We start from the raw sequence: 26536 nt of genomic DNA, 5'->3' as shown, positions 1-26536 counted from the left end.
ACATGCCCATCGCAGGACCGGCCGGGTCGCCGACGGATGCGCGCAGGACGCACCGCCGGACCCGGCAGGAGCGCCGGGACCGGCGCAGCGCCGCGTTCGACCTGCTCGCCGTCGTCGCCGCGCTGGCCCTGGTCGGGCTCGGACTGGTCAACCTGTACCTGGTCGGCGAGGTCGAGCTGGCCACCCGGCAGGGCGCGATCGCCGCCGGCGGACTGCTGGCCCTCGCGGTCTTCTGGCGGGTCCGGGTCCGGTACCTCGGCGTCCTCGGCTGGGCTGCCTACGGAGCCGCCGTCCTGCTGCTCGTCGGCGTCCTCACCGTCGGCCTGTCCGCGAACGGCGCCACCCGGTGGATCGCGATCGGCTCCCTCACCTTCCAGCCCTCCGAGCTCGCCAAGCTGGGGCTGCTGCTGGCCCTCGCCGCCGTCCTCGGCTCCGGCCGGCCGGCGTGGCAGCGCTTCACGACCGCCGTGCTGCTCGCGGCCGTGCCCATCGGCCTCACCCTGCTCCAGCCCGACCTCAGCACCGCCATGCTGCTGGTCGTCCTGGCCGGGACCATGCTGGTCATCGGACGGGTGCCCGCGCGGTTCCTGCTGCCCCTGGCCGCCGCCGCGGCGGTGATCGCGCCACTGCTGATCGGCCTGCTGCGCCCCTACCAGCTCACCCGCCTGGGCAGCTTCCTGGTGGGTGCCCACGAGTCCCCGACCGGCTCGGGCTGGGCCGTGCGGCAGGCGCACATCGCGGTGGGCTCCGGTGGGCTGTTCGGGCGTTCCGACGACCCGCTCCGGGTCCTGCGCGCGCAGTACCTGCCCGAGCGGGAGACGGACCTGGCACTGGCCAGCCTGGTCGGGCAGTGGGGCCTGGCCGCCGGCGCCGGGGTGGTGCTGGCCGCGATCGTCCTCGTGTGGCGGCTCGCGCTCGCCAGCCGGGCACCGCGCACGCCGCACGGCGCACTCGTCGGCGGGGGACTGGCGATCCTCCTGGGGACCGAGACCGTGGTGTCGGTGGGGGCCAACCTCGGGCTGCTTCCGCTGGCCGGGGTCCCGTTCCCCCTGCTCAGCTACGGCGGCACCGCGCTGGTCGTGCACCTGGCCGCGATCGGGGTCGTGCTGGCCGTCCGCCGGGACGGCGCCAAGCGGCGGTTGTGGGCGTTGCCGGGCCAGCGCAACCCGCGGCCCCGGCTCGTCCGGTTGGCCGCGCTCGGGATCTCGGTGCTGCTCGTCTCCTTCGGGGTGTACGGATGGCGGCTGCAGAGCACCCAGGGCGAGGCGCTGCAGGTGGTGGGGCAGGAGCAGATGACCCGCTGTTTCCGGCTGCCCGCGCCCCGCGGCACGATCACCGACCGGCACGACGTGCCCCTCGCCGCGAACGCCGCGGACGTCGGCACCGGCGTGGACCGGGTGCTCGTGGTGCCCTCCCTGCTGCGCGCCCGGCCCGCCGACGTCGACCGTCTCGCCGAGCTGACCGGTCGGCCGCGGGAGGAGCTGCACGCCCAGATCGGTGCGGCGGAGGGCCCGGTGCTGTCGCTGCCGGTGGCCGAGGTGCCCCGCAGCATCAGCGACGCGGTCACCGCCGCCGGGATCGCCGGGGTGTTCGTCGTGCCGGAGCCGCGGCGTTCCCATCCCCACGGGGCGCTGCTCGGCCCGGTGCTCGGCTTCGTGGGCGTGGCCACGCCCGAGGACGAGGAACGCTGGCCCGGCCTGCCGTCGGGCGAGGTCGTCGGCCGCGCCGGTCTCGAACGGCAGTACGACGCGACGCTGCGGGGGGTCAACGGGCGGCAGTGCCTGTACGTCGACCCGCGCGGCGTGCCTGTCGCGCTCGGCGAGCGGGTGGACCCTGTGCGCGGCGCCGACCTGCGGCTCTCGATCGACCTGGGGCTGCAGCAGCGGCTGGACGCCAGCCTCGCCGTGGCCGTGCGCGCGCAGCCCCATCCGGCCGGCCGGATCGGCGCCGCCGTCGCCATGGACCCGAGATCGGGGCAGGTCCTCGCCATCGCGAGCACCCCGTCCTTCGACCACAACGTCTACGGACCGCCGATCGACGTCGGCGCGCTGCAGGCCGGGTCCGAGGCGCCGGGCTCGCCGATGCTCGAGCACGTCACCCAGGCGGTCGCGCCACCCGGGTCGACCTTCAAGCTCGTCGTGGCGGCGGCCAACCAGGCTCATCAGGTCTTCGCGCCGCACCGGGCGATCCCCACCGGGGCGGACTTCACCTACGGCGGGCACACGTTCGGCAACTGGAAGCCGATGGGGCCGATGGACATGGTCGAGTCGATCGCCATCTCCAACGACGTCTACTTCTACAAGCTCGCCGTCGCGCTCGGGGCCGACGCGATCATCGACACCGCCCGGACGCTCGGGGTCGGGCAGCCCACCGGCATCGACCTGCCCGCCGAGTCCGCCGGCCACCTCGGCACACCGGACTCCGCCCGGGCGGAGGGTGGTGCCTGGTACGGCGGGTCCACCGTCATCCTCGGCATCGGCCAGGGCGACCTGCAGGTCACCCCGCTGCAGAACGCCCGGTGGACGGCCGGCGTCGCCACCGGAAGCCTGGTCACCCCACGGCTGGGCCTGGCGGTCGGGACGGGACCGGACGCGTTCACCGCGCTCCCCGCGCCTGCCGCGACGCCGCTGCCGTTCGCCGCCGAGCTGGGGCCGGTCCGCGAGGGGATGCGCGCGGCCGTGACGGCAGGCACGGCGGTCCGGTTCGCCGACCTGCCCGTGCCGGTCGGCGGCAAGACCGGCACGGCGCAGGACGGCGGCCTCCCCGAGGGGGAGTACGACAACTGGATGTCGGCCGTGGCCCCGATGGACGCCCCGGAGATCGTGATGACCGCGATGGTGCAGGGGCCGGGTACCGGCGGGAACAGCGCGCGGAACGTGGTGGCCGACGGCCTGCGCCACTACCTCGAGCACCAGCCGGACGTCGTCGGCACCGGCCCGCTGCAGGCGCCCTGACGGTCCCACGGGTCGCCTCCGCGGTCGTTCCGCTCCTCGCTCGCTCCCTGTCGGCTCCTCAGCCGCGGCCGTAGGCGGCGAGCAGCGGGCGGTTGCGCAGCGCCCGGGCCGCGCCCTCGGCGACGCACGTCAGGGGCTGCTCGGCGAGCTTGACCGGCAGGCCGAGGACCCGTTCCAGCGTCTGCGGGAAGCCGCTGACCAGCGAGGCCCCGCCGAACACCAGCACGCCCTCCGCCATGACGTCGGCGATGGCCTGCGGCGGGAGGTCGTCCAGGCACGCGGAGAGCGTCCGGACGATCTCCTCGACGATCGGCCGCACGGCGTCGGCCACCTCGGCGGCCTGGACCGTCGCCAGCCGCGGCCGGCCGGTGGCGGCGTCGCGGCCCTGCAGGACGAGCGGGACGTTGCCGTCCGACCCGGAGCGGATCTTGAGGCTCTCCGCCTCGTGCTCGCCGACGAACAACTGGTGCTGCTCGCGGAGGTACCGGGCGACGGCCACGGTCATCTCCTCACCGCCCAGCTTGCTGGTCCGGTGGGCGAGGACCCCGCCGTAGCAGAACGCCACCGCCTCGGCCGTGCCACCCCCGACGTCGACGACCATGTGCACGCGCCGCTCGAGCGGGTCGATGCCACAGCCGACCGCGCCCGCGACCGCCTCGTCCAGCGCCGTCACCGGGCGGAGACCCGCCTCGTCGGCGGCCTCGAGGAGCGCGCGGTGCTCCAGCGCGGTGGAGCCGACCGGGACGCCGATCACGGCGCGGACGGGGACCCACACCCGGCGTCCGGCCTTCTGCAGGACCGAGCGCAGGTACACCCGGGCCGTCTCCAGATCGGTGACCACGCCGTCCTCCAGCGGCCGGACCGCGACGAACCTGGACGGGGTGCGACCGAGGAGGTCGGCCGCCTCCTGCCCGACGGCGAGGACCCGTTCCCGGCGGGCGCCTCCGCGGCGCAGCAGCATGACGGTCGGTTCGTCGAAGACGATGCCGCGGCGGACGTCGCTGAGAACGGTGTTCGCGGTGCCCAGATCGATGCCGAGTTCCACCCGTGGGCCTCCTGATCGGCGGGGGCCGGACCAGTCTGGGGCTGCGCCGGTGCCCGGTCCAGGTCCGTCGCCGCCGCCCGGCGGGAAAGTGCGTGTCATCCGCTCGCCGTCACCTCCAGGGCGCGGGCGAGCGGCACTCCTGGGCGGTAGGCGAGGTGCCGGTACGACGGCGCGTCCAGGACGGCGAGGTCCGCCCGCGCCCCCGGCCCCAGGTGGCCGACGTCGGTGCGCCGCAGTGCCGCGGCACCGCCGGCGGTCGCGGCCCACAACGCCTCGGCCGGGGTCATGTGCATCTCGCGGACGGCGAGGGCCACGCAGAACGCCATCGACGAGGTGAAGCAGCTGCCCGGGTTGCAGTCGGTGGCCAGCGCGACGGTCACCCCGGCCGCCAGCAACCGGCGGGCGTCGGGGTACGGGGACCGGGTGGAGAACTCCACCCCGGGCAGCAGGGTCGCCACCGTCGTGCCGCCGGCCAGCGCGTCGACGTCGGCCCCGGTCAGGAGGGTGCAGTGGTCGGCGCTGGCCGCCCCCAGCTCCACCGCCAGCCGCACGCCCGGCCCGGCCGAGAGCTGGTTGGCGTGCACGCGCATGCCCAGCCCCTCGGCACGCCCGGCCTCCAGCACGGCCCGAGCCTCGTCCCGGTCGAAGGCGTGCGGTGACGCCGGCTCGCAGAACACGTCGATCCACCGGGCGTGCGGCGCGCAGGCCGCCAGCATCGGCCCGGTCACCAGGGCGAGGTAGTCGTCCCGGCGCCCGGCGTACTCGGCCGGCACCACGTGCGCGCCCAGGAAGGTGATCTCCGGGGTGACCTCGCCGGCGAGCCGTGCGCAGCGCTCCTCGTCGGCGACGGTGAGCCCGTAGCCGGTCTTCACCTCCACCGTGGTGGTGCCCTGCCGCCGCATCTCGGCCACCAGGGCGGCGAGCCGGTCCCGGAGGGCGGCGTCCGGCGCGGCCCGGGTGGCCCGGACGGTCGCGGCGATGCCCCCGCCGTCGTAGGCCGAGCCGGACATGCGCGCCTCGAACTCGGCCGCCCGGTCACCGGCGAACACCAGGTGGGCGTGGCTGTCCACGAAGCCGGGGACGACGGCGCGGCCGCCCACGTCGATCCGGGCGTCGGCGTCCGGGGCCGCGGTGCGCGCCCCGGTCCAGGCGACCACGCCGCCGTCCACGACCAGGGCGGCGTCGGCGATCGCGCCCAGCGGCCCCGGGCCGCGGTCGGGGTCGTTGGTGACCAGCTCGGCGATGCCGGTGACCAGGGTGCTCATGCCCCGGCCCGGAGGGGCTCGATGGCCGCGGTGAGCAGCCGGCCCACGTCGCCGAGCGCGTGCCGCCCGCCGTCGACGACCACCCGGCCGTCGACCACCACGGTGTGCACGTCCGCCGGGCCCGCGGCCGTCACCAGCTGGTCCGGCGCCACGCCCGCGGTGGCCGGGGTGTCCAGCCGGACAGCGACCAGGTCGGCGCGCATCCCGGGCGCGAGCCGGCCGGCATCGGACCAGCCCAGCGACCGGTGCCCGCCGACGGTGAGGGCGTCGAGCAGCTCCGCCGGCCGGAACCGGCCCCGCTCGCCGCTGGCCAGCCGCTCGTGCGCCTCGAGCAGCCGCGCCTCGCCGAGCAGGTCGGTGGTGGCGTGCTGGTCGGTGCCCAGGCACAGCGGCGAGCCGGCGTCGCGCAGCCGGCGGAAGGGGCCGATCCCGTCCCCCAGGTCCGCCTCGGTGCCCGGGCACGCGCAGACGGTGGTGCCCGTCGCGCCGAGGGCGGTGACGTCGGCGTCGGTGAGGTGCGTGGCGTGGACGGCGGTGGTGGCGGGCCCGAGGACACCGTGGTCCTGCAGCAGGCGGGCCGGGGTGACGCCGTGGTGGGCTCGGCACGCCGCGTTCTCGGCCGGCTGCTCGGACAGGTGCACGTGCAGCGGCCGGCCGGCGGTCGCCGCCACCACCACGGGCAGCTGGTCGGCGGGCACGGCCCGCACCGAGTGCACCGCGCCGCCGACCCGCAGCCCGGCCCGCTCGGGGACCGCGGCGACCCGGGCGGCCCACGCGTCGGCGTCGCCGTCGGAGAAGCGGACCTGGACCGGGTCGAGCGGGAGGTGCCCGTCGTCCTGCAGGCCCCCGGCCAGGTAGCAGGCGTCGAGCAGGGTGAGCCGTACGCCGGCGTCGGCCGCCGCGGCGGCGAGCGCCGTCCCCATGGCGTTGGGATCGGCGTACCGTCCGCCGCCGGGCGGGTGGTGGAGGTAGTGGAACTCGCCGACGCAGGTGGTGCCCGAAAGCGCCATCTCGGCGTAGACCGCGCGGGCCAGGGCGAAGAGGGTGTCCGGATCGAGGCGGTCGGCCAGCCGGTACATGTGCTGACGCCAAGTCCAGAAGGTGCCTCGGCCGTCGGAGGTGCGGCCCCGCAGGGCCCGGTGGAAGGCGTGCGAGTGGGCGTTCGCGAAACCCGGGAGCACGACGCCGTCCAGCCGGTGGTCGCCGGCGGTGGGGGAGGGGGCGCGGGCCACCGCGGCGATGCGCCCGCCGTCCACCGCGATCCGGACGCCGGTCACCGGTCCGGCCCCGAGGTCCGCACGTTCGCACCAGTACACGGTCACGCCGGCTCCCGGACCAGGCAGGGGGCAGAAGTGGCCACTTCTGCCCTCACGGGAGCTCCTGCATCGGGATCCGCAGGCCGTGCTCCTCGGCGACCTGCGCGGCGAGGTCGTAGCCGGCGTCCACGTGGCGGATCACGCCGGTCGCGGGGTCGTTGCGCAGCACCCGCTCGAGCTTCTGCGCGGCCAGCGGCGTGCCGTCGGCGACGCACACCTGGCCCGCGTGCAGCGAGCGGCCGATGCCCACGCCGCCGCCGTGGTGGATCGATACCCAGCTGGCCCCGGAGGCGGTGCTGACCAGCGCGTTGAGCAGCGGCCAGTCCGCGATCGCGTCGGAGCCGTCGGCCATCGCCTCGGTCTCCCGGTACGGCGAGGCGACCGAGCCGGCGTCGAGATGGTCGCGGCCGATGACCACCGGCCCGCTGAGCTCCCCGGCGGCGACCATCTCGTTGAAGCGGAGGCCCGCCACGTCGCGCTCGCCGTGGCCCAGCCAGCAGATCCGGGCCGGCAGCCCCTGGAACGCGACCTTCTCCTGCGCCGCCCGGATCCACCGCTGCAGGTGGTCGTCCGGGAACAGGTCCAGGACGGCACGGTCGGTGGCGGCGATGTCGGCGGGGTCACCGGAGAGCGCGACCCAGCGGAACGGGCCCTTGCCCGCGCAGAACAGCGGGCGGATGTAGGCGGGCACGAAGCCGGGGAACGCGAAGGCCCGGTCGAAGCCGCCCTGGCGCGCCTCGTCGCGGATGGAGTTGCCGTAGTCGAAGACCTCGGCGCCGGCGTCGAGGAAGCCGACCATCGCCTCGACCTGGCGGGCCATCGAGGCACGGGCCCGCTCGGTGAACTCCTCGGGCTTGGCCGCCGCGTAGTCGTGCCAGTCGCCGACGTCCACGCCCTCGGGCAGGTAGCTCAGCGGGTCGTGCGCCGAGGTCTGGTCGGTGACGACGTCGACCTCCACGCCCCGGCGCAGCAGCTCGGGGAACACCGTGGCGGCGTTGCCGACCAGCCCGACGCTCAGCGGCCGGCGGTCGCGCCGGGCGCTGGTGCACCGCTCCACCGCCGCATCGAGGTCGGCGGCCACCTCGTCGAGGTACCGGTGCTCCACGCGCCGGCGCAGCCGCGCCTCGTCGACGTCGACCACGAGGCAGACGCCGCCGTTGAGCGTCACCGCGAGCGGCTGCGCCCCGCCCATGCCGCCGCAGCCGCCGGTCAGCGTCAGGGTGCCGGCCAGCGACCCGCCGAACCGCTTCGCCGCCACCGCGGCGAAGGTCTCGTAGGTGCCCTGCAGGATCCCCTGGGTACCGATGTAGATCCACGAGCCCGCGGTCATCTGGCCGTACATCGTCAGGCCGAGGTGCTCCAGGCGGCGGAACTCCGGCCAGGTGGCCCAGTCGCCGACCAGGTTGGAGTTGGCGATCAGCACCCGGGGAGCCCACTCGTGGGTGCGCAGCACGCCGACCGGCCGGCCGGACTGCACGAGCATCGTCTCGTCGTCGGCCAGCGTGGTCAGCGTGCGGACCATCGCATCGAAGCTGCGCCAGTCCCGGGCCGCACGGCCGGTCCCGCCGTAGACGACCAGGTCGTCGGGACGCTCGGCGACCTCCGGGTCGAGGTTGTTCTGCAGCATGCGCAGCGGCGCCTCGGTCTGCCAGCTCCGGGCGGTCAGCGTCGTGCCGCGCGGGGACCGGACCGGTCGTGCTCCGTCCATGGGGGGCTCCTCTCGCGGAGTGGGTCAGCTCAGGTCGATCCCGGTCGCGGTGAGCAGGCTGCCGGCGGTGACCAGGCCGACGACCGTCTCGATCTCCGGGGCCAGGTGGCGGTCCGGTCCGGGGCCGGCGACCCCGGCCGCGCGGACGGCGTCCCGTACGGCCGCGGTGGGGACGGCGGGTGGCAGCGGCGCGCGCAGGTCCAGGGCGCGTGCCGCGGTGAGGACCTCGATGGCCAGCACGCGGGTCAGGCCGTTCAGGGCGCGGCGCAGCTTGCGGGCCGCCGCCCAGCCCATGGACACGTGGTCCTCCTGCATCGCTGACGAGGGGATCGAGTCGGCGCTCGCCGGCACGGCCAGGCGCTTGAGCTCGGCGACGATCCCGGCCGCGGTGTACTGCGCGATCATCAGCCCGGAGTCGACGCCGGGGTCGGCGGCCAGGAACGGCGGCAGCCCGTTGCTGCGGGCCGGGTCGAGGAACCGGTCGGTGCGGCGTTCGCTCATGCCGGCCACGTCGGCCACCGCGATCGCGAGGAAGTCCAGCACGTAGCCGACCGGGGCGCCGTGGAAGTTGCCGTTGGACTCCACGCGCCCGTCGGGGGTGATCACCGGGTTGTCGATGGCCGAGGCGAGCTCGCGTCCGGCGACCGCAGCGGCGTGCGCGACGGTGTCCCGGGCCGCGCCGTGCACCTGCGGTGCGCAGCGCAACGAGTACGCGTCCTGCACGCGGGTGCACTCCGGGCCCCGGTGGCTGGCCATGATCCCGCTGCCGCTCAACAGGTTCCGCAGGTTGGCGGCCGACGCGGCCTGCCCCGGGTGCGGGCGGAGCGCGGAGAGGTCGGCGGCGAAGACAGCGTCCGTGCCGAGCAGGGCCTCGACGCTCATCGCCGCGGCGATGTCGGCCGTCGTGAGCAGCCGGCCCAGGTCGGCGAGCGCCAGCACGAGCATGCCGAGCATGCCGTCGGTGCCGTTGACGAGGGCCAGGCCCTCCTTCTCGGTCAGCACGACCGGCCGGATCCCGTGCGCGCGCAGCGCGTCCCCGGCCGGGCGGAGCGCGCCGGTGCCGTCGCGGACCTGCCCTTCCCCCATGAGCGCCAGGGCCACCGCGGACAGCGGAGCGAGGTCGCCCGAGCAGCCCAGCGAGCCGTACTCGTGGACGACCGGCGTCAGCCCGGCGTCGAGCAGCTCGGCGTAGGTCCGCGCGGTCTCCACCCGCACCCCGGTGCGGCCGGTGGCCAGCGTGGACAGCCGCAGCAGCATCAGCGCCCGCACGACCTCACGCTCCACCTCCGGTCCGGCCCCGGCGGCATGGGACCGGATCAGGCTGCGCTGCAGCTGCGCCCGCCGCTCGACGGGGATGTGCCGGGTGGCCAGCGCGCCGAAGCCGGTCGACACCCCGTAGTGCGGCCGGTCGTCCGCGGCTAGCCGGTCGACCACCTCCCGGGCGCGCGCGATCTCGGCCAGCGCCTCGTCCGCCAGCCGCACGCCGGCCCCCTCGCGGGCGACGCGCACGACGTCGCCGGGCCCGACCGGGCCGATCCCGACGACGACCTGGTGCGGAGGCATGGGGTCATCGCACACGGTGCCCGGCCGGTCGACCAGACCTGTCCGCCCGGCTCGTTCCGCTGCCCGGGGGAAGAGGCAGCGCGTCGAGCTGTCAGCGGCCGGACGCCTGCACCGCCGCGGCGATCGTCGCCCGGTCGGCCGGCACCGGCAGCCCCTGCACCAGGACGGTGGGCGTCGCGCTGACCCCGCGGGCCAGCGCCCGCCGGGTCACCCGGCCGGCCCAGGTGAGGTAGCGGTGGTCCGCCACGCACTGGGCGAAGCCGCGGTCGGACAGGCCCACCTCGGCGCCCAGTTCGACGAGTTGTCGGTCGGTCAGTCCGGGCCCGCCTCCGGGAGGCTGGTTCTCCAGCAGCACCTGCGCGTACTCCATGAACAGCCCGCCGTCCGCGGCACATCCGGACGCCGACGCCGCGCGCGAGGAGTAGTGGTCCGTCGCCGGCCGATCCAGGAGGTCGACCGGGTGGACGACGAGGGTCAGGAGCCCGTCCCTGGCCATCGTCCGCAGCGCGTCGCCGGAGGACAGCTCGAAGGCCCGGCAGGACGGGCTGTGGAAGTCGAGGTAGGCGACTCGGGTCGGGTGCATGCTGTCGCGGTCACCTGGTGCCGCCTCCTCGCAGGGAGCTGCGCTGCGCGGGCCGACCGGGTCTGGGACGGAGCAGCGACAGCTGTCCTCCGCTCCGGGCAACGCTACGCGGAGACGACGTCCCTTGCCCGGCGAGGACGGGAGCCGCCCGACCTGGTCAGATGCCGGTCTCGGCCGGCAGGTCGCCGCGCCGGACGGCGCGAACCAGGGCCGCGTGGTCCTGCTCGGTCTGGTCGGCGTAGGCGCGGGCGAACCGGCTGAAGGCCTGCCGCACCTTGGGGCCGGCACCCAGGTAGCCGGCGATCATGGACGCGCCGCTGGTCCGGGCGTGCCCCTTGGCGAGCAGGTAGCCGCAGATCCCCGCGTAGTCGGTCAGGGCGGCCGAGTCGATCCCGTCGACGGTGATCGCGCCCTTCATGTCGCGGAACTGGCGGACGTAGTACTGGACGTCGCCCACGCTCGTCCAGCCGAGCAGCGGATCGCTCACCGTCTGCACCGCCTGCTGGTACTCCACGACCCGCTGCCCCTGGTGGGCGTGCCAGGCCCGGTCCCCGTGCACGAACGGTGCGATCACCGACCGCCGGGCCTGCTTGAGCTGGAGGAACAGCACGTCGTCGGGGCTGCTCCCCTCGCAGAGGGCGACCCACGCGCGCAACCCCACGGAGCCGACACCGACCACCTTGTGCGCGATGTCGACGAGGCGGTAGCCGCCCACCACCCGTGCCCAGTGCGGCGGCAGCGTGGCCAGGTAGCCGTCCAGCGACGCGGCCAGCTGATCGGCTTCGGCCGGCTCCGGCCGGGTGATCAGCGGCGGCTCGTTCACGATCTTCCGCAGCCCGTCGGTCTGCTGCTCGGTGATCCGGGGCAGCGCCCGGTCGCCGGTGCGCCTGCGGGCCCGCCGGGACGACGCCTCGATCTCGGCCCGCAGCGCGGTGCGGGGCCCGGCGCGCAGCAGCCGGTCGACGTTCAGCCGGTCGTAGGAGCGGGCGAGCAGCGGCTGCTCGGCCAGCGCCGCGATCTGCAGCTGGTACTCCTCGACGCACCGTTCCACCGCCTCGGCGCACGCGGACTCCGGGGACCCGTTCTGCCGTCCGGCCACCCAGACGCTGGTGGTGAGCCGCCGCAGGTCCCACTCCCACGCCCCCGGGTGGGCCTCGTCGAAGTCGTTCAGGTCGAACACCAGCTCGCGCTCCGGGGAGGCGTAGAACCCGAAGTTGCCCAGATGGGCGTCGCCGCAGACGACCGGCGTGATCCCGGTGGCCGGCAGGTCGGCGAAGTCCGCGGCGTGCACGTTGGCCGCACCGCGGAGGAAGGCGTACGGGGAGGCGATCATCCGCCCGATGCGCACCGGGACCAGCCAGTCCAGTCGCCCGTCGTGGGACTGGACCACCGTGGCGACCGCGTCGGCGCGGTCCGGGAGAGGGGCCCAGTTGCCGAGGACCGTGCGCGGTGCCCGCTCGCGCAACCGGCGGCCGAGCGCGTACCGCTCCGCGCGCGTCGGGGCGCTGCGCCGCAGCGAGGTGTACCCCTGGTCGTCGGCGGAGGTCAGGACCGTGTGCGATCGCCGCTCCGGCTGCTGTCCGGTCACCTCCGGGAGCTTGGCAGCTCCCGTGCCGATCCGACCACCCGTCGGTGCCCCGGCCGCCGCGGCGGCCGGGGCACCGGCGAGGAGCGTCAGCCGACGCGGCGGGCCGAGGAGTAGGGCATGTAGTTCATGTTCGTCACCTTGACGACGTCGCCCGAGGTGGGCGAGTGGACCACCTGGTTGTTGCCGACGTAGATGCCGACGTGGCCACCCCGGTAGAAGAACACCAGGTCGCCGGGGACCAGGTGGGCCCGCGCCACGGGCGCGCCGGTCTGGGCCTGGCCGCCGGTCGTGCGCGGCAGGGCGACCCCGGCCGCGCCGTAGGAGAAGGTGGTCAGGCCCGAGCAGTCGAACGAGTGCGGCCCGGCGCCGCCGGTGCCGTAGGGCTTGCCCAGCTGGGCCATCGCCGTGTTCACGGCGGCCTGCGCGGCAGGGGAGCTCGCCGAGGCCTCGGCTGCCGGGGCGGCTGCCGCGGCGGGGCTGGCCTGGGCCACGGCGGGGGTCAGGACGATGCCGGCGCCGGCCAGCAGGGCGAACGCGCCGCGCTGCAGTCGGCGGGTGGGACGGGCGGACGTGGACGTGGACGTGGACGTGGACGTGCGAATGGTGCGCGCCATGGACGGCGGGTTCTCCTGTTCTCCACAGCCGCCTACCGAGTTAGCTGACGGGTTCGGGCGGGGAACTCGCCCGGCCGCCCTCGTCCTCATGCGGACGAGGGCGCGCTTCACCCCAGTACTGCGGTGGGTCCCCGGTCCAGGTGGTCGCGTCGTGCGACGGCACCCGGTTCGGCGGCGTCCGACGGAGGTGTCACCAGGGGTAGGCGACGTGCGGCCTCACTCGGACCGGGATGACGGTAGGGACGGACCTGAAGCGCTGCAAACGTCGGGGATCAGCCCTCGTGCGGCAGCGGAACCGGGTCTTGACAGCGTCCGCGAAACGGACTCGCCGACGCTGACCTCCCGAGACGGTGCCGGGGTCCCGGCGCGCCCCGCCGTTCAGCGCGTGTCACACGGCGCACCAGGTGCAACATCACACTCGGCGTGTCCTGACGCAGCGTGCTCGGCACTGTGGCTTGTAATTCGCTGCGCCCTGCCACACTGCTGCCGCGCCCCTGACTCGCAGGCCGCCTCGCGCCGTCCGGAACGTGGCGAGGCCGACCGTCCTGGCCCGGACGCGGTCGCGCCGAGGAGGTTGGGCTGTGGAACCCGAGGACGTCATGTCCAGGGCCGAGCGGGTGGTCGCCGACCTCGAGGCGCGCGGGCACTCCATGTGCCTGACGTACGCCGGCGTGGTCCTCGCCTTCTGCTGCCAGGACGCCGCGGTCGCGGAGTGGATCCGGCAGTTCTGCGAGGGCTACTTCACGCCGTCCGCCGCGGCGGCGGAGGACGTCGGGATCTACGCCACGGCGGATCCCGCGCTGCTCGCCGTCCTGTGCGCCTCGACGTCGAACCGGCCCGCGGCGGGAAAGTACGAGTACGCGGAGATCCCATTCACGGACTCGGTGACCCTCGTCGGGAAGAGTGCCGGGAAGTTCCCCCAGGGCGACGGCGTGTACCTCCTGCTGTTCCGGGAGCAACGCCGGATCCTGCTGGTCACCCCCGACGAGGTCGAGGTCCAGCGGGAGGAGGGGATGCAGATCCTGCGGGCAGCCGGCAAGTGGCTGCTGCTCGAGCGCGGCTGGATCCCCATGCACTCCGCGTGCGTCGCCAAGAACGGCCGGGCCGTCTGTGTCGCCGGGGAGAAGGCGTCGGGCAAGACCAGCACGATGCTCAACCTGCTCGCCCGGAACGGCTGCGACCTCGTCGCGCCCGACAAGTTCCTGCTGCGCGAGGACGGTCAGCGCCTCGAGGCCTGCGGTGTCCCCGGCAAGATCGGTGTCCGAGTCGGCTCGGTGGTCGTGCAGCCCCGGCTGCTGGACTGGCTGGACCGGGAGGAGTCCCCGTTCTTCCCGCACATCTCCCTGGACGAGGTGCAGCGCATCGCCGAGACCAACACGCCGGAACAGCTGCGGGAGCGCAAGGAGAAGATCCCGCTGCTCCCCACCGAACTGGCCGGGCTGTTCGGCACGTCCATCGTGCCCACCGCCCCGCTGGGACTGCTCCTGCTCCCGGTCTTCGACCCGGACCTGGAGGAGTCCCGGCTGGTCCGCGTCGAACCCGACCAGGCGATCACGGTGCTCAGGAAGAGCTACGTCAGCCTGCTGAGCAAGGCCGAGGGCTTCCTGCTGACCTTCTTCGACCTCCACGACGCCCTGCTCGAGCAGCGCCTGGCCGTGCTGCTCGACGAGCACCTGCCGGGGGTGGCCGCCTACGAGGTGCACCAGAGCCACACCACGAACGAGCAGACGGCGGAACTGGTGGAGGCCCTGCTGTAGCCGGGAGCGGGGGGCCGGTCCGCGCTCGAACCTCCTCGACACCGTGCGCGGGTCCGGGTCGGCGGCGCCAGCTCGGCCTGCTGCAGGGGCTGGGCGTCGAACGCTCCCGTGCTGACCAGGAGCTCGGTGCGGCCCAGCACCGCGCAGTGCAGGGCGCGGGTGGGTCGTTGCGGATCTGGAGGTCCGATGCCGGGCTGCGGGGTGTCCGACTTCGCGCTCAATCCGGACCTCGCAGCGGCGCTCCTCGCCGACGGGCTCCCCGATGCCGCGGCCGCCGACTTCGAGGCTGCTGCGATGCAGGACGCACAGTGGGAGGACGGGCTCCCGACCTCCGACGCCACGGTGGATCAGGCGGTGCGGTCCGCCTCGGCGGAGACGACGGCCTCCTCGCGGGTGTCGAACGGCCCGGCGGCGCGGCCGTCGGCGCGGCGCGTCCACCGGTAGCCGTCGGGGGTCTGCTCGATGAGATAGCCGTCCGGGTCGGCTGGACCGTGCCCCGGGCACTCGTACGGGTCGGTCATGCGACCTCCACGTTCCTGAACCGGACCCCGGCGCGGACGCTGCCGAGGTGGACGACCGGCACGGGCCGGTGACTGACGTCCGCCACGGTCACGGTCCCACCGACGGTGCCCGCGCGGACGGAGAGGCCCGAGCCGGTCACGGTGATCCGGAGCGGCACGTACGTGCCCTTCGGCAGCGTCGTTCCCCCGGTCGAGGACGCCAGCACGGTGGCCACCCCGTCGGTGACCCGGTGGACCTGCACGTTGCCGTCTCCTCGCAGGAGGACGAGGTAGCCGTGGGCGCCGGGTGAGGTGCCGGGCGGTCGGTACGGGTGGTCGTCGGTGCTCAGCAGCACCGACCCACCGCACCCGGCGGGTTCCGCGCGGGTCTCGTCGACTCGTAGGTCGAGGTCCAGCGTGAAGGCGGCCGGGTCCGGCGGCGCCAGGAAGCCCATGAGGGTGGAGCCGACCGCGTCGGAGGCGTCGCAGCCCCACGAGGAGTCCTCCGGGTGGAACCGGCCGCGGCCGGTGTCCGGCAGCATCCCGGGCAGCCACACCTGACGGGCGAACAGGTCCGAGGTGCGGAGTCCCGCGTCCCCGGCGACGTAGACCGGGTCGTCGGAGAAGAGCGCGTCCACGCCGTCGGCGACCAGGGCATCCCGCTGGTGCCGTCGGTTGACCGTGTGACACGCCACCTCGACTCCCACTGCATGCGCCCGTGCGCACACCGTCGCGGTGACGCGGTCCGCCATCGGGCCGATCCAGCGGATGCCTTCGACAGTGGCCCGGTCGACGTCGGTGCTCCCGAGCCAGATGACGTCCCATCCCCGTGAGCGCGCCAGTCGGCAGTCGGCGAGCGCGAAGGACTGGAGGAGGACCGATGCCGGGCTGACGCCGCGACGGTCGAGCGCGTCGATCATCGGGCCCATCGCGTCGCTGCTCTTGGCCTCCGCGCACAGGAGGACGCGGTTGCCGAACTCGGTGAGCACCTCGTCGAACAGCGGGGGGCGCAGCCCGTCGGGCCACCCGCCGCCGAGGGTGGCGGAGGCGTCGATGTCCAACTGCTTCCAGGACACCGACGTGTGGTCGGCGACGTTGCCGCTGGAGGTGGTCATGCGGTCGACGGTGCCGTCGTGCATGACGCCGAGGCCGCCGTCGGCGAGCGTGGACACGTCCTGCTCGATGACCGGCAGGCCTTGGCCCACCGCGACCCGGTAGCCCTCCATCGTGTGCTCGGGCACCTGCAGCGCCCCGCCGCGGTGGGCGATGACGAACGGCCGGCTCAGGTCGGCGAAGTCCACGGGTGACCCTACGTCCGCGCCGCCGCAGGAGCGCGCGTGAGGAGGGCCGGCTGGTCAGCCTGACACGTGGCCGGGCTGCCGCGCGGCGACGTCAGCCCGCCTGCCGGACGTCGACGCCGTCCGTCCCGGCGCGGCTCCGCCGTGCCCGGACGGCGCCCGCCAGCTCGTCCAGCATCTCCGCGGTGGTGTCCGGGTCGACGCAGGCGTCGGTCACGCTGATCCCGTAGGCCAGGGCGTCGGGGCGCTGCTGGTCGAGGTCCTGCCGGCCGGCGACGAGGTTGCTCTCCACCATCACGCCGCGGATCGCCTGCTCGCCGGCCGCGATCTGGCCCGCCAGATCCCGCACGACGTCGATCTGCCGCAGGTGGTCCTTCTGGCTGTTGCCGTGGGAGGCGTCGACCACGACCACCTCCGGCAGCCCGCGCTCACGGAGCTTGGCCGTCGTCCGGGCGATGTGGTCGGCGGAGTAGTTCGGGCCGTGCTTGTCACCGCGCAGGATGACGTGGCCGGTCTCGTTGCCGGTCGTGGACAGCTGCGCGGTCATGCCGTGGCTGTCGACGCCCAGGAACTCGTGCGGCGCCCTGGCCGCGATGACGGCCTGGACGGCGGCGTCGATGCTGCCCTCCGGCGAGTTCTTGAAGCCGACGACCGAGGAGAACCCGGACACCCGTTCGCGGGCGGTCTGGTCAGTGACGTTGCGCGCGCCGACGCCGTTGTACGTCACCAGGCCGTTCACGTACTGCGGCGTCAGCGCGTTGAGCGGTTCGGCGGCCACCGGCACGCCCATCGCGGTGATCCGGCACATGAGCATCCGGGTGGCGATCAGGCCGACGCTGATGCGGTTGGAGCCGTCGAGGTACGGGTCGTAGGCGAAGCCCTTCCAGTCGACCTCCGTCCGCGGCTTCTCCGTGTACGTGCGCATCACGATCTCCAGGTCGGCGCTGTGCCTGGCGCGCATCCGGCGGAGGAAGTCGGCGTACTCGACGGTGGCGGCCGGATCGTGGATCGAGCACGGGCCGGCGATGACGGCCAGTCGGCCGTCGGCGCCGCTGACGATGTCGGTGACGGCGCGGCGGCCGGCCCGGGTGGTGGCCACGGAGGCCGCCGACAGCGGCAGGACACTCGCCACCGCCTCCGGGGTCACCACGATGGTGAGGGCGGCGATCCTGGCGTTGACCAGGTCGGACAGGTCGGCGCCGCCCGCGTCGTGGAGACCGAGTCGCTGCTGGACGCCGGGCAGCAGGTCGGCCTGCGTGGCGTCGATCTGCCGGTTCACCTCCCGCTGCACGTCCAACAGGTGGTCGGCGATGTCGGCGGCGACCTCGAGCACCCGGTCGGCCGGGATGTCCTCGTGCTGTGCCATCGTGCGGGTTCCTCCTGGGTGGTCGGTGCCATCGCGGTCCGGCTCCGCCCCCGCGGGGACGGCGGACCGGCGAGCACCACCTGTCGGCGTCGTGGCAGGCATCGCGGAGCGCAGGGCGTGCAGGCGCTCGCCTGACCGACCTGCAGTGTCCCACCGCCCCATCGGGCGCCCGCAGACAGACGTCGACCGCGACGCCGTCCCACGGGTCAGCCGACGGCCGAGCCCGCAGCGCCGGGCAGGCACGGACGCTCCCGGGGAGCAGCTGCCCGCGCCTCTCCGGGAGCGTCCGTGGCGTTCACCGTGGTGGGTCCGCGGCCCCGACCTGCGACGGTCGATCAGCGCCGGCCCTCGGCTGAGGCACCGTGCCGGCGGCGTCGGACCCCGTGAGTCCCAGTTGGGTCAGGAACTCGAGTTGGTCGTAGTAGAAGTGGTGCGCCACTGCTACGCCGTTCGCCACGGTGAGGACGTCGCACTGCCGAAGTCGCAGGTTCCGGCCGGTCGGCTCGATGTCCCCCTCGGGCGTGCTCAGCACCCCGGTGTGGGTGCCGACGAAGTAGCCCTCGTCGATCGCGGTGTCACCGGACTCGTGTTTCGCCGTGGACTCGAAGGAGGCGTCGGGGAACGCGCGTGTGAACCCCAGCAGGTAGTCGACCACCGCCTCGGCGCCGGAGAGTCGAGGTGCATCGGGCGTCTCACCCACGGCGTCCGGCGCGTACGACTGGCGCAGCGCTTCCCGGTCGCCCGCCATGACGGCAGCGGTGATGCGGTCCATGGTCTCGCGTGCCTGTCCCATGACGACCTCCTCAGTCGTCCGTCGGCTCGCCGACTGCTCCGGACTCCGAGCACGGCCCACGCGTCGTCTCCGGGCAACCGGGCACCCCGCCGCGAGCAGCGCGTCCCGGGCCGGGCCCGCGCCAACAGCAGGGCCGACGTTCCACTGTGACCCTGCGCCGACCGCCGGACAAGGGGCCGACCGCCCACCGCCGTCCGCCACCCGGTTCTGCCTGCCGTCACCGCTCGCCGCCACCAGGGGAGGGAACCGGTGACGGCAGCCGCACTCACACGCTTGCCGCTCGGTAGGCCTGGCCGGCGATCTCGGTGAACCGGGGGACACGGCCAGAGCCCTGGGTCCGAGGGACGGACCGGTCGTACCGGCGCCGATGTCCGTTGCGGTACGGCGGAGACAGGGTCGATCCTCGTGCATGGCGTCGAACCCGTCGTACGAGCAGTCGAAGCAGGTCGCCGAGGGCAGCCGCGAGACCGAGTGGACCAGGCCGTCGTTCGGCCGAGAGCTCTTCCTCGGGAACTTCCGTCTCGACCTGATCCACCCGCAGCCCGAGCCCGACCCCGACGCGGTGCGCAGGGGCGAGGCGTTCCTCGAGCGCCTGCGCGGCTTCCTCACCGAGCGCGTCGACTCGCAGCAGATCGAGCGTGAGGCGAAGATCCCCGACGACGTCCTCTCGGGTCTCAAGGAGCTCGGCGCCCTCGGCATGAAGATCCCCGAGGAGTACGGGGGGCTCGGACTCAGCCAGGTCTACTACAACAAGGCGCTCGCCACGGCGGGCACGTGGCACTCGTCGATCTCGGTGCTGCTGTCCGCGCACCAGTCGATCGGCCTGCCCGAGCCGTTGCGGGGCTTCGGCTCGGAGGAGCAGAAGCGGGCGTGGCTCCCGAAGCTCGCCCGGGACCACGTCTCGGCGTTCCTGCTGACCGAGCCGGACGTCGGCTCGGACCCGGCGCGCATGAGCACGACCGCGGTGCCGACCGAGGACGGCACGGGGTACCGGATCAACGGCACGAAGCTGTGGGCGACCAACGGTGTGATCGCCGACGTCGTCGTGGTCATGGCGGTCGTGCCCGAGTGCGCGGGCCACCCGGGCGGCATCACCGCCTTCATCTGCCCCGCCGACCGCGAGGGCGTCACGGTGGTGCACCGCAACGCCTTCATGGGCCTCCGGGGCATCGAGAACTCGGTGACGCGCTTCGACGACGTCTTCGTCCCCACCACCGACGTCATCGGCGCCGAGGGCAAGGGCCTGCGGATCGCGCTCACCACGCTCAACACCGGCCGGCTGTCGCTGCCGGCGATCTGCCTGGCGACGGCCAAGTACTCGCTCAAGATCGCCCGCGAGTGGTCGGCCGAGCGCACGCAGTGGGGTCGGCCCATCGGCGGGCACGACCCGATCGCGCAGAAGCTCGCCGGGCTCGCGGGCACGGCCTTCGGCCTCGAGGCGATGCTGGACGTGTCCAGTCGGCTGGCCGACGACAAGCGCAACGACATCCGCATCGAGGCGGCGCTCGCGAAGCTGTACGCGTCGGAGCTCGGCTGGGCCGCCGTCGACGACATGGTCCAGATCCGCGGCGGCCGCGCCTTCGAGACCGCCGAGTCACTCGCCCGGCGCGGGGAGAAGCCGGTGCCGGCGGAGCAGCTGCTGCGCGACATGCGCATCAACCGCATCTTCGAGGGCTCGACGGAGATCATGCACCTGCTGATCGCCCGTGAGGCCGTCGACCAGCACCTGCAGGTGGCGGGGGACGTGCTGCTCGACGACCTCGGCCTGGCCGACCGGGCGAGGGCCGCCGCGCGGGCGGGCGCGTTCTACGCCCGGTGGTTCCCGTCGCTGACCACCGGCGCCGGCCAGCGTCCCGGCTCCTTCGTGGAGTTCGGTGACCTGGCCCGGCACCTGCGTTACGTCGAGCGCTCCGCGCGCAAGCTCGCGCGTTCCACCTTCTACGCGATGGGCCGTTACCAGGCCCGCCTCGAGCGGAAGGGTCAGCTGCTCGGCAGGATCGTCGACATCGGCGCCGAGCTCTACGCCATGGCGTGCGCGTGCGTCTACGCGGACACCCTCGCCCGCCAGCAGCTCGGCCGGCAGCAGGAGGCCGTCGAGCTGGCCGACCTGTTCTGCCGTCAGGCCCGCCGGCGCGCCGACCGGCTGTTCACCGAGTTGTGGGCCAACGACGACGAGACCCAGTACGCGGTCGCGCAGCAGGTGCTCTCCGGCCGCTACGCGTGGTTCGAGCACGACGTGCTGGACCCGGCGGGTGGTGGCCCGATGATGCCGAAGCACGCTCCGCCCGCGGACGAGCAACTGGAGGAGTCGTTGGCCGGGGCAGGGCCCGCGGCGCAGGCCGAGGCAGCCCAATAGGCGCTGCAGCGGACCGGCTGAGGTCCGCTGCGACAGCGGCCGCCGATCATCTCCTGCGCGAACGGCAGCACCCCCTGCGCGAGCTCGCCGCGCAGCACGGGGGAGCGGCTCGAGGCGGTTCTCTCCCTAGTCTGGCCGGGTGACCGGTGAGGCTGATCCCTCGGGCAGACGAGTGCGCATCCGGATGCGGGAACGGTCGATCGACGAACCGCATCGCGCTGCCAGCCCGCTGGAGCTGCTGTTCGATCTGACGTTCGTCGTGGCCGTCGCGAGCATCACGGCGCAGCTCGCCCACGGCATCGCGGGTGGCCACGGCCTGGACGACCTGACGCCCTTCCTCCAGGTCTTCTTCGCGATCTGGTGGGCGTGGATGAACTTCACCTGGTTCGCGTCGTCCTACGACACGGACGACGTCCTCTACCGGCTCCTCACGATGGTCCAGATGGCCGGAGTGCTCGTGCTCGCGGCAGGAGTGCCGGCCGCGTTCGAGGAGTCCGACTACGGCGCCATCACCATCGGCTACCTGATCATGCGAGGCGGGCTGGTGGCACAGTGGCTGAGGGCGGGACTGGAGGATCCCGCGGGTCGGCGCACCGCCTTCCGCTATGCGCTCGGGATCTCGATCGTCCAGGTCGGCTGGATCGCCCGTCACGTGCTGGCGGAGACCGGTGTGCTGCCGGAGGCCTCGCTGCTGCCCGTCTTCATCGGTCTGGTCGCCTGCGAGCTGGCGGTACCGCGGTGGGCGGAGCGGACGCGGCGCACCAGCTGGCATCCGCACCACATCGCCGAACGCTATGGACTGTTCACGATCATCCTGCTCGGTGAGAGCGTGCTGGCCGCGTCGACCGGAGTGCAGGCGGCATCGGCGGCCGGGGCCGGGGTGAGCCGGTCGTTGGTGACCGTTGCCCTCGGGGGGCTGGTCCTCCTCTTCGCCCTGTGGTGGCTGTACTTCCTGGAGCCGGCGGGGGAGGGCCTCGCCCGCCGGCGCCATCGGTCCTTCGTGTGGGGGTACGGCCACTACGGCATCTTCGCCGCCCTGGCCGCCGTCGGTGCCGGGCTCGAGGTCGCCGTGGAACACACCGGCCATCACCTGGACGTCTCGGAGATCATCGTCGGCTACGCCGTGGCGATCCCCGTGAGCGTGTTCCTCGTCCTCCTCTGGGGAGTGCACGCCCCGATCGTGCGTCGGCCGGTCATCCCTCCGGTCCTGATGCTGAGCGCCGCCACCGCCGTCGTCCTCCTGCCGCTTGCGGCGGGACTCGTGGGGCTCGCCGGGGTCATCGTGACCATCGCCGGGACGTGCTCGGCCCTCGTGGTGACCACGATCCTGACGCGCCGGACGGGACGGACGGCGCGGCTCGCCGACCTGGAGGTGTGACGCCGGGCGAGCTCCCTCGTCCCTTCGTGGTCCTCCCCAGGCTCCGCGGCCGGACGGCAGGGACGGAGCCGGTCGGGTCACCGGCCCCGGCGGTCCGTCGGGGCCTCGGTGGCCGGGTCGGCGTGCAGGTCGATCCGCGAGGTCTCCGGCGCCAGGAGGACGCACACCGTGGTGACGACGAGGACCGCCACCACGTAGGCGGACACGGCCAGGGAGGTGTCGTAGCGGTCGAGCAGCGCCACCGAGATGATGGGCGCCAGGGCTCCGCCCAGGATCCCCGCCAGCTGATAGCCCATGGAAGCGCCGGTGTAGCGGACCCTGGTCGGGAACAGCTCGGCGATGAACGAGGCCTGCGGGCCGTACATCGCGGCGTGGAAGAAGAGCGCGCCCACCGTCGCGAGAACGATCAGGACGAAGCGTTCGGTGTCCAGCAGGGCGAAGAACACGAAGACCCAGATCGCGGCGCCGACGGCGCCGAAGAGGTAGACCGGTCGGCGTCCGAACCTGTCCGACAGCACGCCGAACCAGGGGATCAGGAACACCTGCACCGCGGCGGCGATCAGGACCGCGTTGAGCGCGTAGGTGTTCGGCAGGCCCAGGTACGTCGCGACGTACGTCGTGACGAACAGGATGAAGGTGTAGAACGCGACGTCGACACCGACCCGGGCGCCGATCGCGAGCAGCACCCGGGACGGGTAGCGGCGCAGCACGTCGACGATCGGCGCCTTGACCTTCGCGTCGTGCTCCTCGACCTCGCGGAACAGTGGACTCTCGGTGATCGTGAGCCGGATCCACAGCCCGACGATCACCAGGACACCGCTGAGCAGGAACGGGACCCGCCACCCCCAGTCGACGAAGGCGGACTCCGAGGTGACCGCCCCCATCAGCGACAGCACCCCGTTGGCCAGCAACAGCCCGATCGGCACACCGACCTGTGGCCAGCTGGCGTTCAGCCCGCGCCGGTGCGCGGCGCCGGACTCGAGCGTCATCAGCACCGCGCCGCCCCACTCCCCGCCGAGCCCCAGGCCCTGCAGGAAGCGCAGCACGACGAGCAGGACCGGAGCCCACACGCCGATCGAGCCGTAGGTGGGCAGCAGACCGATCAGGAAGGTGGCGATGCCCATGATCAGCAACGTGACCACGAGGACGTTCTTGCGGCCGAGCTTGTCGCCGTAGTGGCCGAACACGACCCCGCCCAGGGGCCGGGCCACGAAGCCGACCGCGTACGTCGTGAACGCGAGCAGGGTGCCGACCAGCGGGTCGAAGTCGGGGAAGAACAGCTGGTTGAACACCAGGGCGGCGGCCGTGCCGTAGATGAAGAAGTCGTACCACTCGAGTGAGGTGCCGACGAGACTGGCCACGATGACGCGACGGACGGATGAGGTCTGGGCGGTGCCGGCGGTGGACGCCATCGGGATCTCCCTCGCTGACTGACCCGGTGCGAGCTCGGTCAAGGACGACCCGACGAGTACCCGTGGACCGGGGAGGGTCACTCGCTCTCCGTCGTCGCCCGGCGCCTCCTGACGCGTCCCCACGGCTTGACCACGGAGAGCGTGATGGCGGTCAGCAGCAGGACCGGGGAGACGATCGGCGGATAGCCGAGGTCGGAGAGATCAAAGGTCACCGGCGCGCCGGCCAGGGAACGGCGGGCCTGCGCTGCCTGTGCGGTCACCTCGGGGAGCAGTGCGACCGGGACCAGCGCCGTGAGGAGGAGGTTGAGCGCCAGCTTGGTCGCCACCCACCAGTGGCGGAGCACGCCCCAGCGGCTGCCGAGGCCGAGCACGAGGCCGCTGGCGAGGCAGATCAGTCCGCAGGCCAGCAACGGCCCGATCGTGACCCGCTGGAGCACCAGCAGCGCAGAGGTTCGGGTCGTGGGGTCGTCGGCGGCGATGGCGGTGCCGATGAGCGCCGCCATCGCCACGTCGACCCCCAGCCAGGCCCCGCGCTGGTGATGTGCGTCACCAGCACCGCCCGACGGGTGTTCACGCCCAGCCGGCGGGCTCGGCGGGTGCGGTCCGGTACCGCGACCGTGCTCATCGACCGGCGGTGTCGTCAGGTCGCCGTCCGCGACGCGCGGCGCCGGGCGATCAGGTGGTCCAGCCCGAAGCGGCCCGACCCGGTCACCGCCAGCACCAGGCTGAGCAGGCCGAGCGCGATGACCAGTTCGGGGCCGTTGTGGTCCATGGCGAGCAGCCCGCTGGTGTGCACGAAGATCCAGGCGCCGGCCATGTTCAGCGCCATCAGGACGCCGACGAGCCGGACCGCGGCGCCGAGGATCATCGCGATCCCGCCGACGACCTCGAACAGGACGTTCGCCGGGCCGGTGAGGGTGCCCAGGGGGATGCCCGACTCCGCGAACATCCGTCCGACCCCGGCGAGGCTGCCACCGAAGTCGTACTCGAGCTTGGCGTGCGCCAACATGATCACGCCGAGGCCGATCCGTGCCAGGAGCAGCACGACGTCGCGGGCGGTCCTGACGAGCGCGGTGTCCCGGGTGTGCGTGATCCGGTCGATGGTCGTCATGGTCGCGTTCCTCTCCTGCGGGTGGGCCGGTCGGGAGGTCCCACCGGTATGACTCCCTCGGGAGCGCGGAGTCGTCGGTCCCGGGTCCACCGATCGGTGCCACGCTGACCGCGGAGGTGGCGTGGTCGTCGACTACGACTCGGCGCCGGAGCGCTACCGGCTGGGCATGGCGGTCACGCGGGCCCACTCCTCGGCCAGCCTCTACGCCGAGGTCGCGTCCCGGCTGGTCGCGCTGGGCGCCCAGCGGGTCCTGGACGTCGGCGGCGGCGACGGCCCGCTGCGGGCGGAGCTCCCGGCCGGGCCGGAGCTGGTCGGGCTCGACGCCGCGGCCGCGATGGTGCGCTGCGGCCGGGCGGGACGCTGCTGGCGTCGGCGATCGGCAGGGACGACCCGCCGGAGCTCGCGCGGTTCTGGCGGCGCCCAGGGACGTCGTTCGAGCCGAGGACGCGTCAGCCCTGGTGGGGGAGGTCTTCGGGCACGTGGCGGTGCACGGTGGGACGCCCCGCTGGTCACGCTGCCCGACGCGGCCGCGGTTCGCGACCACCTCCTCGGCCGGCAGGCGCCGCCGGACGCCGCCACGCGGGCGGCCGAGGAACTCCGGCCCCCGGTGCGGGTGACCAAGCGCGGCGCCCTGGTGATCGCCTCGTCCGGCGCCGCCTGACCTCAGAGTCCGAGGTCGACCGCGATCCGGGACCGGGGGACGTGCACGACGGCGTCGAAGGCGTCGGCCACCGGCGCGGAGAGGTAGGCGGTGTCCAGGCGGATGCGGTCCGGGCCGGTGCCGTCGCCGCGCGCGGGACGCAGGTCCGCCAGGGCGAGACCGACCCCGGCCAGCGCCGCTTCGACGCTGCCCGGCTCCGGGGGCTCCAGGACCGCGTCCTCGACCCGGAAGCCGTACGGCCCCACGTCGGCGTCGGGGTACAGCGCCGCCGTCCGGCCGCCGCCGCTGGTCAGCGCGACGGCGGCGTAGTCGGCACCGAGCGCCCGGTCCAGGTGCAGCCCCATCGGCAACACCTGCACCTCGCCCTCGTAGACCACCGGGGTGCGCTGGACGTGGGCGTTGTGGGCCATGAGGACCAGGCGGGCGTCGGGGTCGAGCCGGTCGAGCCACCAGCGGACGGTCGCGGCCATGTACCGCTCGCGCGAGGTGGCGGCGGCGGGCAGGGCGGTGCCGGCGGTCGCCCCGGCGATGCCGCGGAGCTGATGGTCGGCGGCCCGCGCGCCCTCCAGCCGCCACCGGGCGACGTCGAAGGCCGCCTGGCCGGCGGCGTCGAGGTAGGTGGGTGCCAGCGCGTCGAAGCGGTCGGCGAGCCGGCTCAGGGCGGCGGTCAGCGCGTCCGCCAGGGCCGGGTCCAGGGCCAGGTAGTCGGGTGCCGCCTGTGCCTGGGTCGTGCCGGCGATGCCGGTCGCGATGTCGACGGCCGCGTCCAGCAGCTGCCGGGCGGCGGGGTCCACCGCGGCCAGGTAGCCGGCCAGGGGGGACAGCGAGGGGAGCAGGGAGCCGGCCGCGCTGGGGACGTCGATGCCGGCGAAGCGGACCGGCGGGGTGCTCGCGGCGTTGCGCGCACGCACCCACCGGAACATGTCCCGCACCTCGGCCGGCCGCGCCAGGCCCGCGGGGATGCAGTCCTCGGCGAGCCGGGGCAGCTCGTCGTCCGGGCCGTCGCCCTGCAGCCACTCGTCGAGGGCGTGGCCCTCGCTGAACCCGGACTCGTAGGACAGCACGGTGAACCCGCACCGCTCCACCAGGAACCGCAGGATGCGGTGCCGCAGCCGGGCGAACTCGCTGATGAAGTGCGCGTTCTCGCCGAGGGCGACCACCCGGGCGGAGCCGATGACCCCGCGCAACGGCTCGAGGTCGTCCAGCGGGGCGTCCGGGTCGAGGCCTGCGAGCTGGTGGACGCGGAACGTCATGATGGACCCGACGCC

Annotated in this window: 21 protein-coding genes and 1 riboswitch; of the genes, 5 read left to right on the top strand and 16 right to left on the bottom strand. The window is 74.0% G+C overall.

Annotated features, from left to right (window positions below):
- Positions 1–2 precede the first annotated feature (2 nt).
- On the top strand, positions 3–2954 hold the full coding sequence (locus HK417_RS02750; RefSeq protein WP_222263056.1) for an FtsW/RodA/SpoVE family cell cycle protein: 2952 nt from the start codon (positions 3–5) through the stop codon (positions 2952–2954).
- Between the two features lie 58 nt (positions 2955–3012).
- Here the strand turns inward: HK417_RS02750 and HK417_RS02745 are convergent, their stop codons facing one another.
- The 8 genes from HK417_RS02745 to HK417_RS02710 all read right to left on the bottom strand — a co-directional run bounded on the left by HK417_RS02745 (position 3013) and on the right by HK417_RS02710 (position 12636).
- The gene (locus HK417_RS02745) at positions 3013–3999 is read right to left on the bottom strand and encodes a rod shape-determining protein (protein ID WP_222263055.1); all 987 of its coding nucleotides are present in this window, start codon (positions 3997–3999) and stop codon (positions 3013–3015) included.
- A 95-nt stretch (positions 4000–4094) separates the two neighbouring features.
- A complete protein-coding gene (gene hutI / locus HK417_RS02740) occupies positions 4095–5264 on the bottom strand; it encodes an imidazolonepropionase (protein WP_222263053.1) in 1170 nt (389 codons plus the stop codon).
- Positions 5261–6586: a formimidoylglutamate deiminase gene (locus HK417_RS02735; RefSeq protein WP_222263051.1), complete on the bottom strand. Its 1326-nt coding sequence runs from the start codon at positions 6584–6586 to the stop codon at positions 5261–5263. Before HK417_RS02735 ends, hutI begins: the two co-directional genes overlap by 4 nt.
- Positions 6587–6632: 46 nt before the next feature.
- The gene (gene hutU, locus HK417_RS02730; RefSeq protein WP_222263049.1) at positions 6633–8288 is read right to left on the bottom strand and encodes a urocanate hydratase; all 1656 of its coding nucleotides are present in this window, start codon (positions 8286–8288) and stop codon (positions 6633–6635) included.
- Between the two features lie 24 nt (positions 8289–8312).
- On the bottom strand, positions 8313–9851 hold the full coding sequence (gene hutH / locus HK417_RS02725; protein WP_222263047.1) for a histidine ammonia-lyase: 1539 nt from the start codon (positions 9849–9851) through the stop codon (positions 8313–8315).
- Between the two features lie 91 nt (positions 9852–9942).
- Complete coding sequence (locus HK417_RS02720) at positions 9943–10434, bottom strand: DsbA family protein (protein ID WP_222263045.1); 492 nt, start codon at positions 10432–10434, stop codon at positions 9943–9945.
- A 157-nt stretch (positions 10435–10591) separates the two neighbouring features.
- A complete protein-coding gene (locus HK417_RS02715) occupies positions 10592–12022 on the bottom strand; it encodes a DUF2252 domain-containing protein (RefSeq protein ID WP_222263043.1) in 1431 nt (476 codons plus the stop codon).
- 86 nt (positions 12023–12108) lie between these two features.
- Positions 12109–12636, bottom strand: a complete 528-nt coding sequence (locus tag HK417_RS02710; RefSeq protein WP_222263041.1) for a C40 family peptidase — start codon at positions 12634–12636, stop codon at positions 12109–12111.
- A gap of 13 nt (positions 12637–12649) precedes the next feature.
- A riboswitch (cyclic di-AMP (ydaO/yuaA leader) is annotated at positions 12650–12820 on the bottom strand.
- 397 nt (positions 12821–13217) lie between these two features.
- Here HK417_RS02710 and HK417_RS02705 point away from each other — a divergent pair.
- The gene (locus HK417_RS02705; RefSeq protein WP_222263039.1) at positions 13218–14393 is read left to right on the top strand and encodes a hypothetical protein; all 1176 of its coding nucleotides are present in this window, start codon (positions 13218–13220) and stop codon (positions 14391–14393) included.
- 347 nt (positions 14394–14740) lie between these two features.
- Here the strand turns inward: HK417_RS02705 and HK417_RS02700 are convergent, their stop codons facing one another.
- The 4 genes from HK417_RS02700 to HK417_RS02685 form a co-directional block, all read right to left on the bottom strand.
- Complete coding sequence (locus HK417_RS02700) at positions 14741–14914, bottom strand: hypothetical protein (protein ID WP_222263037.1); 174 nt, start codon at positions 14912–14914, stop codon at positions 14741–14743.
- Entirely contained in the window at positions 14911–16194 is a 1284-nt protein-coding gene (locus HK417_RS02695; RefSeq protein ID WP_222263035.1) for a glycerophosphodiester phosphodiesterase, read from the bottom strand. Before HK417_RS02695 ends, HK417_RS02700 begins: the two co-directional genes overlap by 4 nt.
- Before the next feature lie 91 nt (positions 16195–16285).
- Complete coding sequence (locus HK417_RS02690; RefSeq protein ID WP_222263033.1) at positions 16286–17557, bottom strand: 3-deoxy-7-phosphoheptulonate synthase; 1272 nt, start codon at positions 17555–17557, stop codon at positions 16286–16288.
- 295 nt (positions 17558–17852) lie between these two features.
- Positions 17853–18350, bottom strand: a complete 498-nt coding sequence (locus HK417_RS02685; RefSeq protein ID WP_222263031.1) for an ester cyclase — start codon at positions 18348–18350, stop codon at positions 17853–17855.
- A gap of 409 nt (positions 18351–18759) precedes the next feature.
- Between HK417_RS02685 and HK417_RS02680 the strand changes: the two genes are divergently transcribed.
- The gene (locus tag HK417_RS02680) at positions 18760–20706 is read left to right on the top strand and encodes an acyl-CoA dehydrogenase family protein (protein WP_222263029.1); all 1947 of its coding nucleotides are present in this window, start codon (positions 18760–18762) and stop codon (positions 20704–20706) included.
- A gap of 139 nt (positions 20707–20845) precedes the next feature.
- Positions 20846–22084 (top strand): low temperature requirement protein A, encoded by a 1239-nt coding sequence (locus HK417_RS02675; protein ID WP_222263027.1) that lies wholly within the window; start codon positions 20846–20848, stop codon positions 22082–22084.
- A 77-nt stretch (positions 22085–22161) separates the two neighbouring features.
- Here HK417_RS02675 and HK417_RS02670 read toward each other — a convergent pair whose 3' ends face one another.
- From HK417_RS02670 to HK417_RS02660, 3 genes are all read right to left on the bottom strand, one after another.
- A complete protein-coding gene (locus HK417_RS02670; RefSeq protein WP_222263025.1) occupies positions 22162–23496 on the bottom strand; it encodes an MFS transporter in 1335 nt (444 codons plus the stop codon).
- A 77-nt stretch (positions 23497–23573) separates the two neighbouring features.
- Entirely contained in the window at positions 23574–23999 is a 426-nt protein-coding gene (locus HK417_RS02665) for a hypothetical protein (protein ID WP_222263023.1), read from the bottom strand.
- 137 nt (positions 24000–24136) lie between these two features.
- On the bottom strand, positions 24137–24607 hold the full coding sequence (locus HK417_RS02660; RefSeq protein ID WP_222263021.1) for a DoxX family protein: 471 nt from the start codon (positions 24605–24607) through the stop codon (positions 24137–24139).
- A gap of 121 nt (positions 24608–24728) precedes the next feature.
- Here HK417_RS02660 and HK417_RS02655 point away from each other — a divergent pair, with 121 nt between their 5' ends.
- Positions 24729–25268 (top strand): hypothetical protein, encoded by a 540-nt coding sequence (locus HK417_RS02655; RefSeq protein ID WP_222263019.1) that lies wholly within the window; start codon positions 24729–24731, stop codon positions 25266–25268.
- Positions 25269–25270: 2 nt separating this feature from the next.
- Here the strand turns inward: HK417_RS02655 and HK417_RS02650 are convergent, their stop codons facing one another.
- Complete coding sequence (locus tag HK417_RS02650) at positions 25271–26521, bottom strand: erythromycin esterase family protein (RefSeq protein ID WP_222263017.1); 1251 nt, start codon at positions 26519–26521, stop codon at positions 25271–25273.
- Between the last annotated feature and the right edge of the window lie 15 nt (positions 26522–26536).

The organism is Modestobacter marinus, assembly GCF_019799945.1.
Classification (GTDB): domain Bacteria; phylum Actinomycetota; class Actinomycetes; order Mycobacteriales; family Geodermatophilaceae; genus Modestobacter; species Modestobacter marinus_B.
The sequence above is the reverse complement of the archived record's forward strand: the minus strand, read 5'-3'. Positions and strand labels throughout refer to the sequence as shown.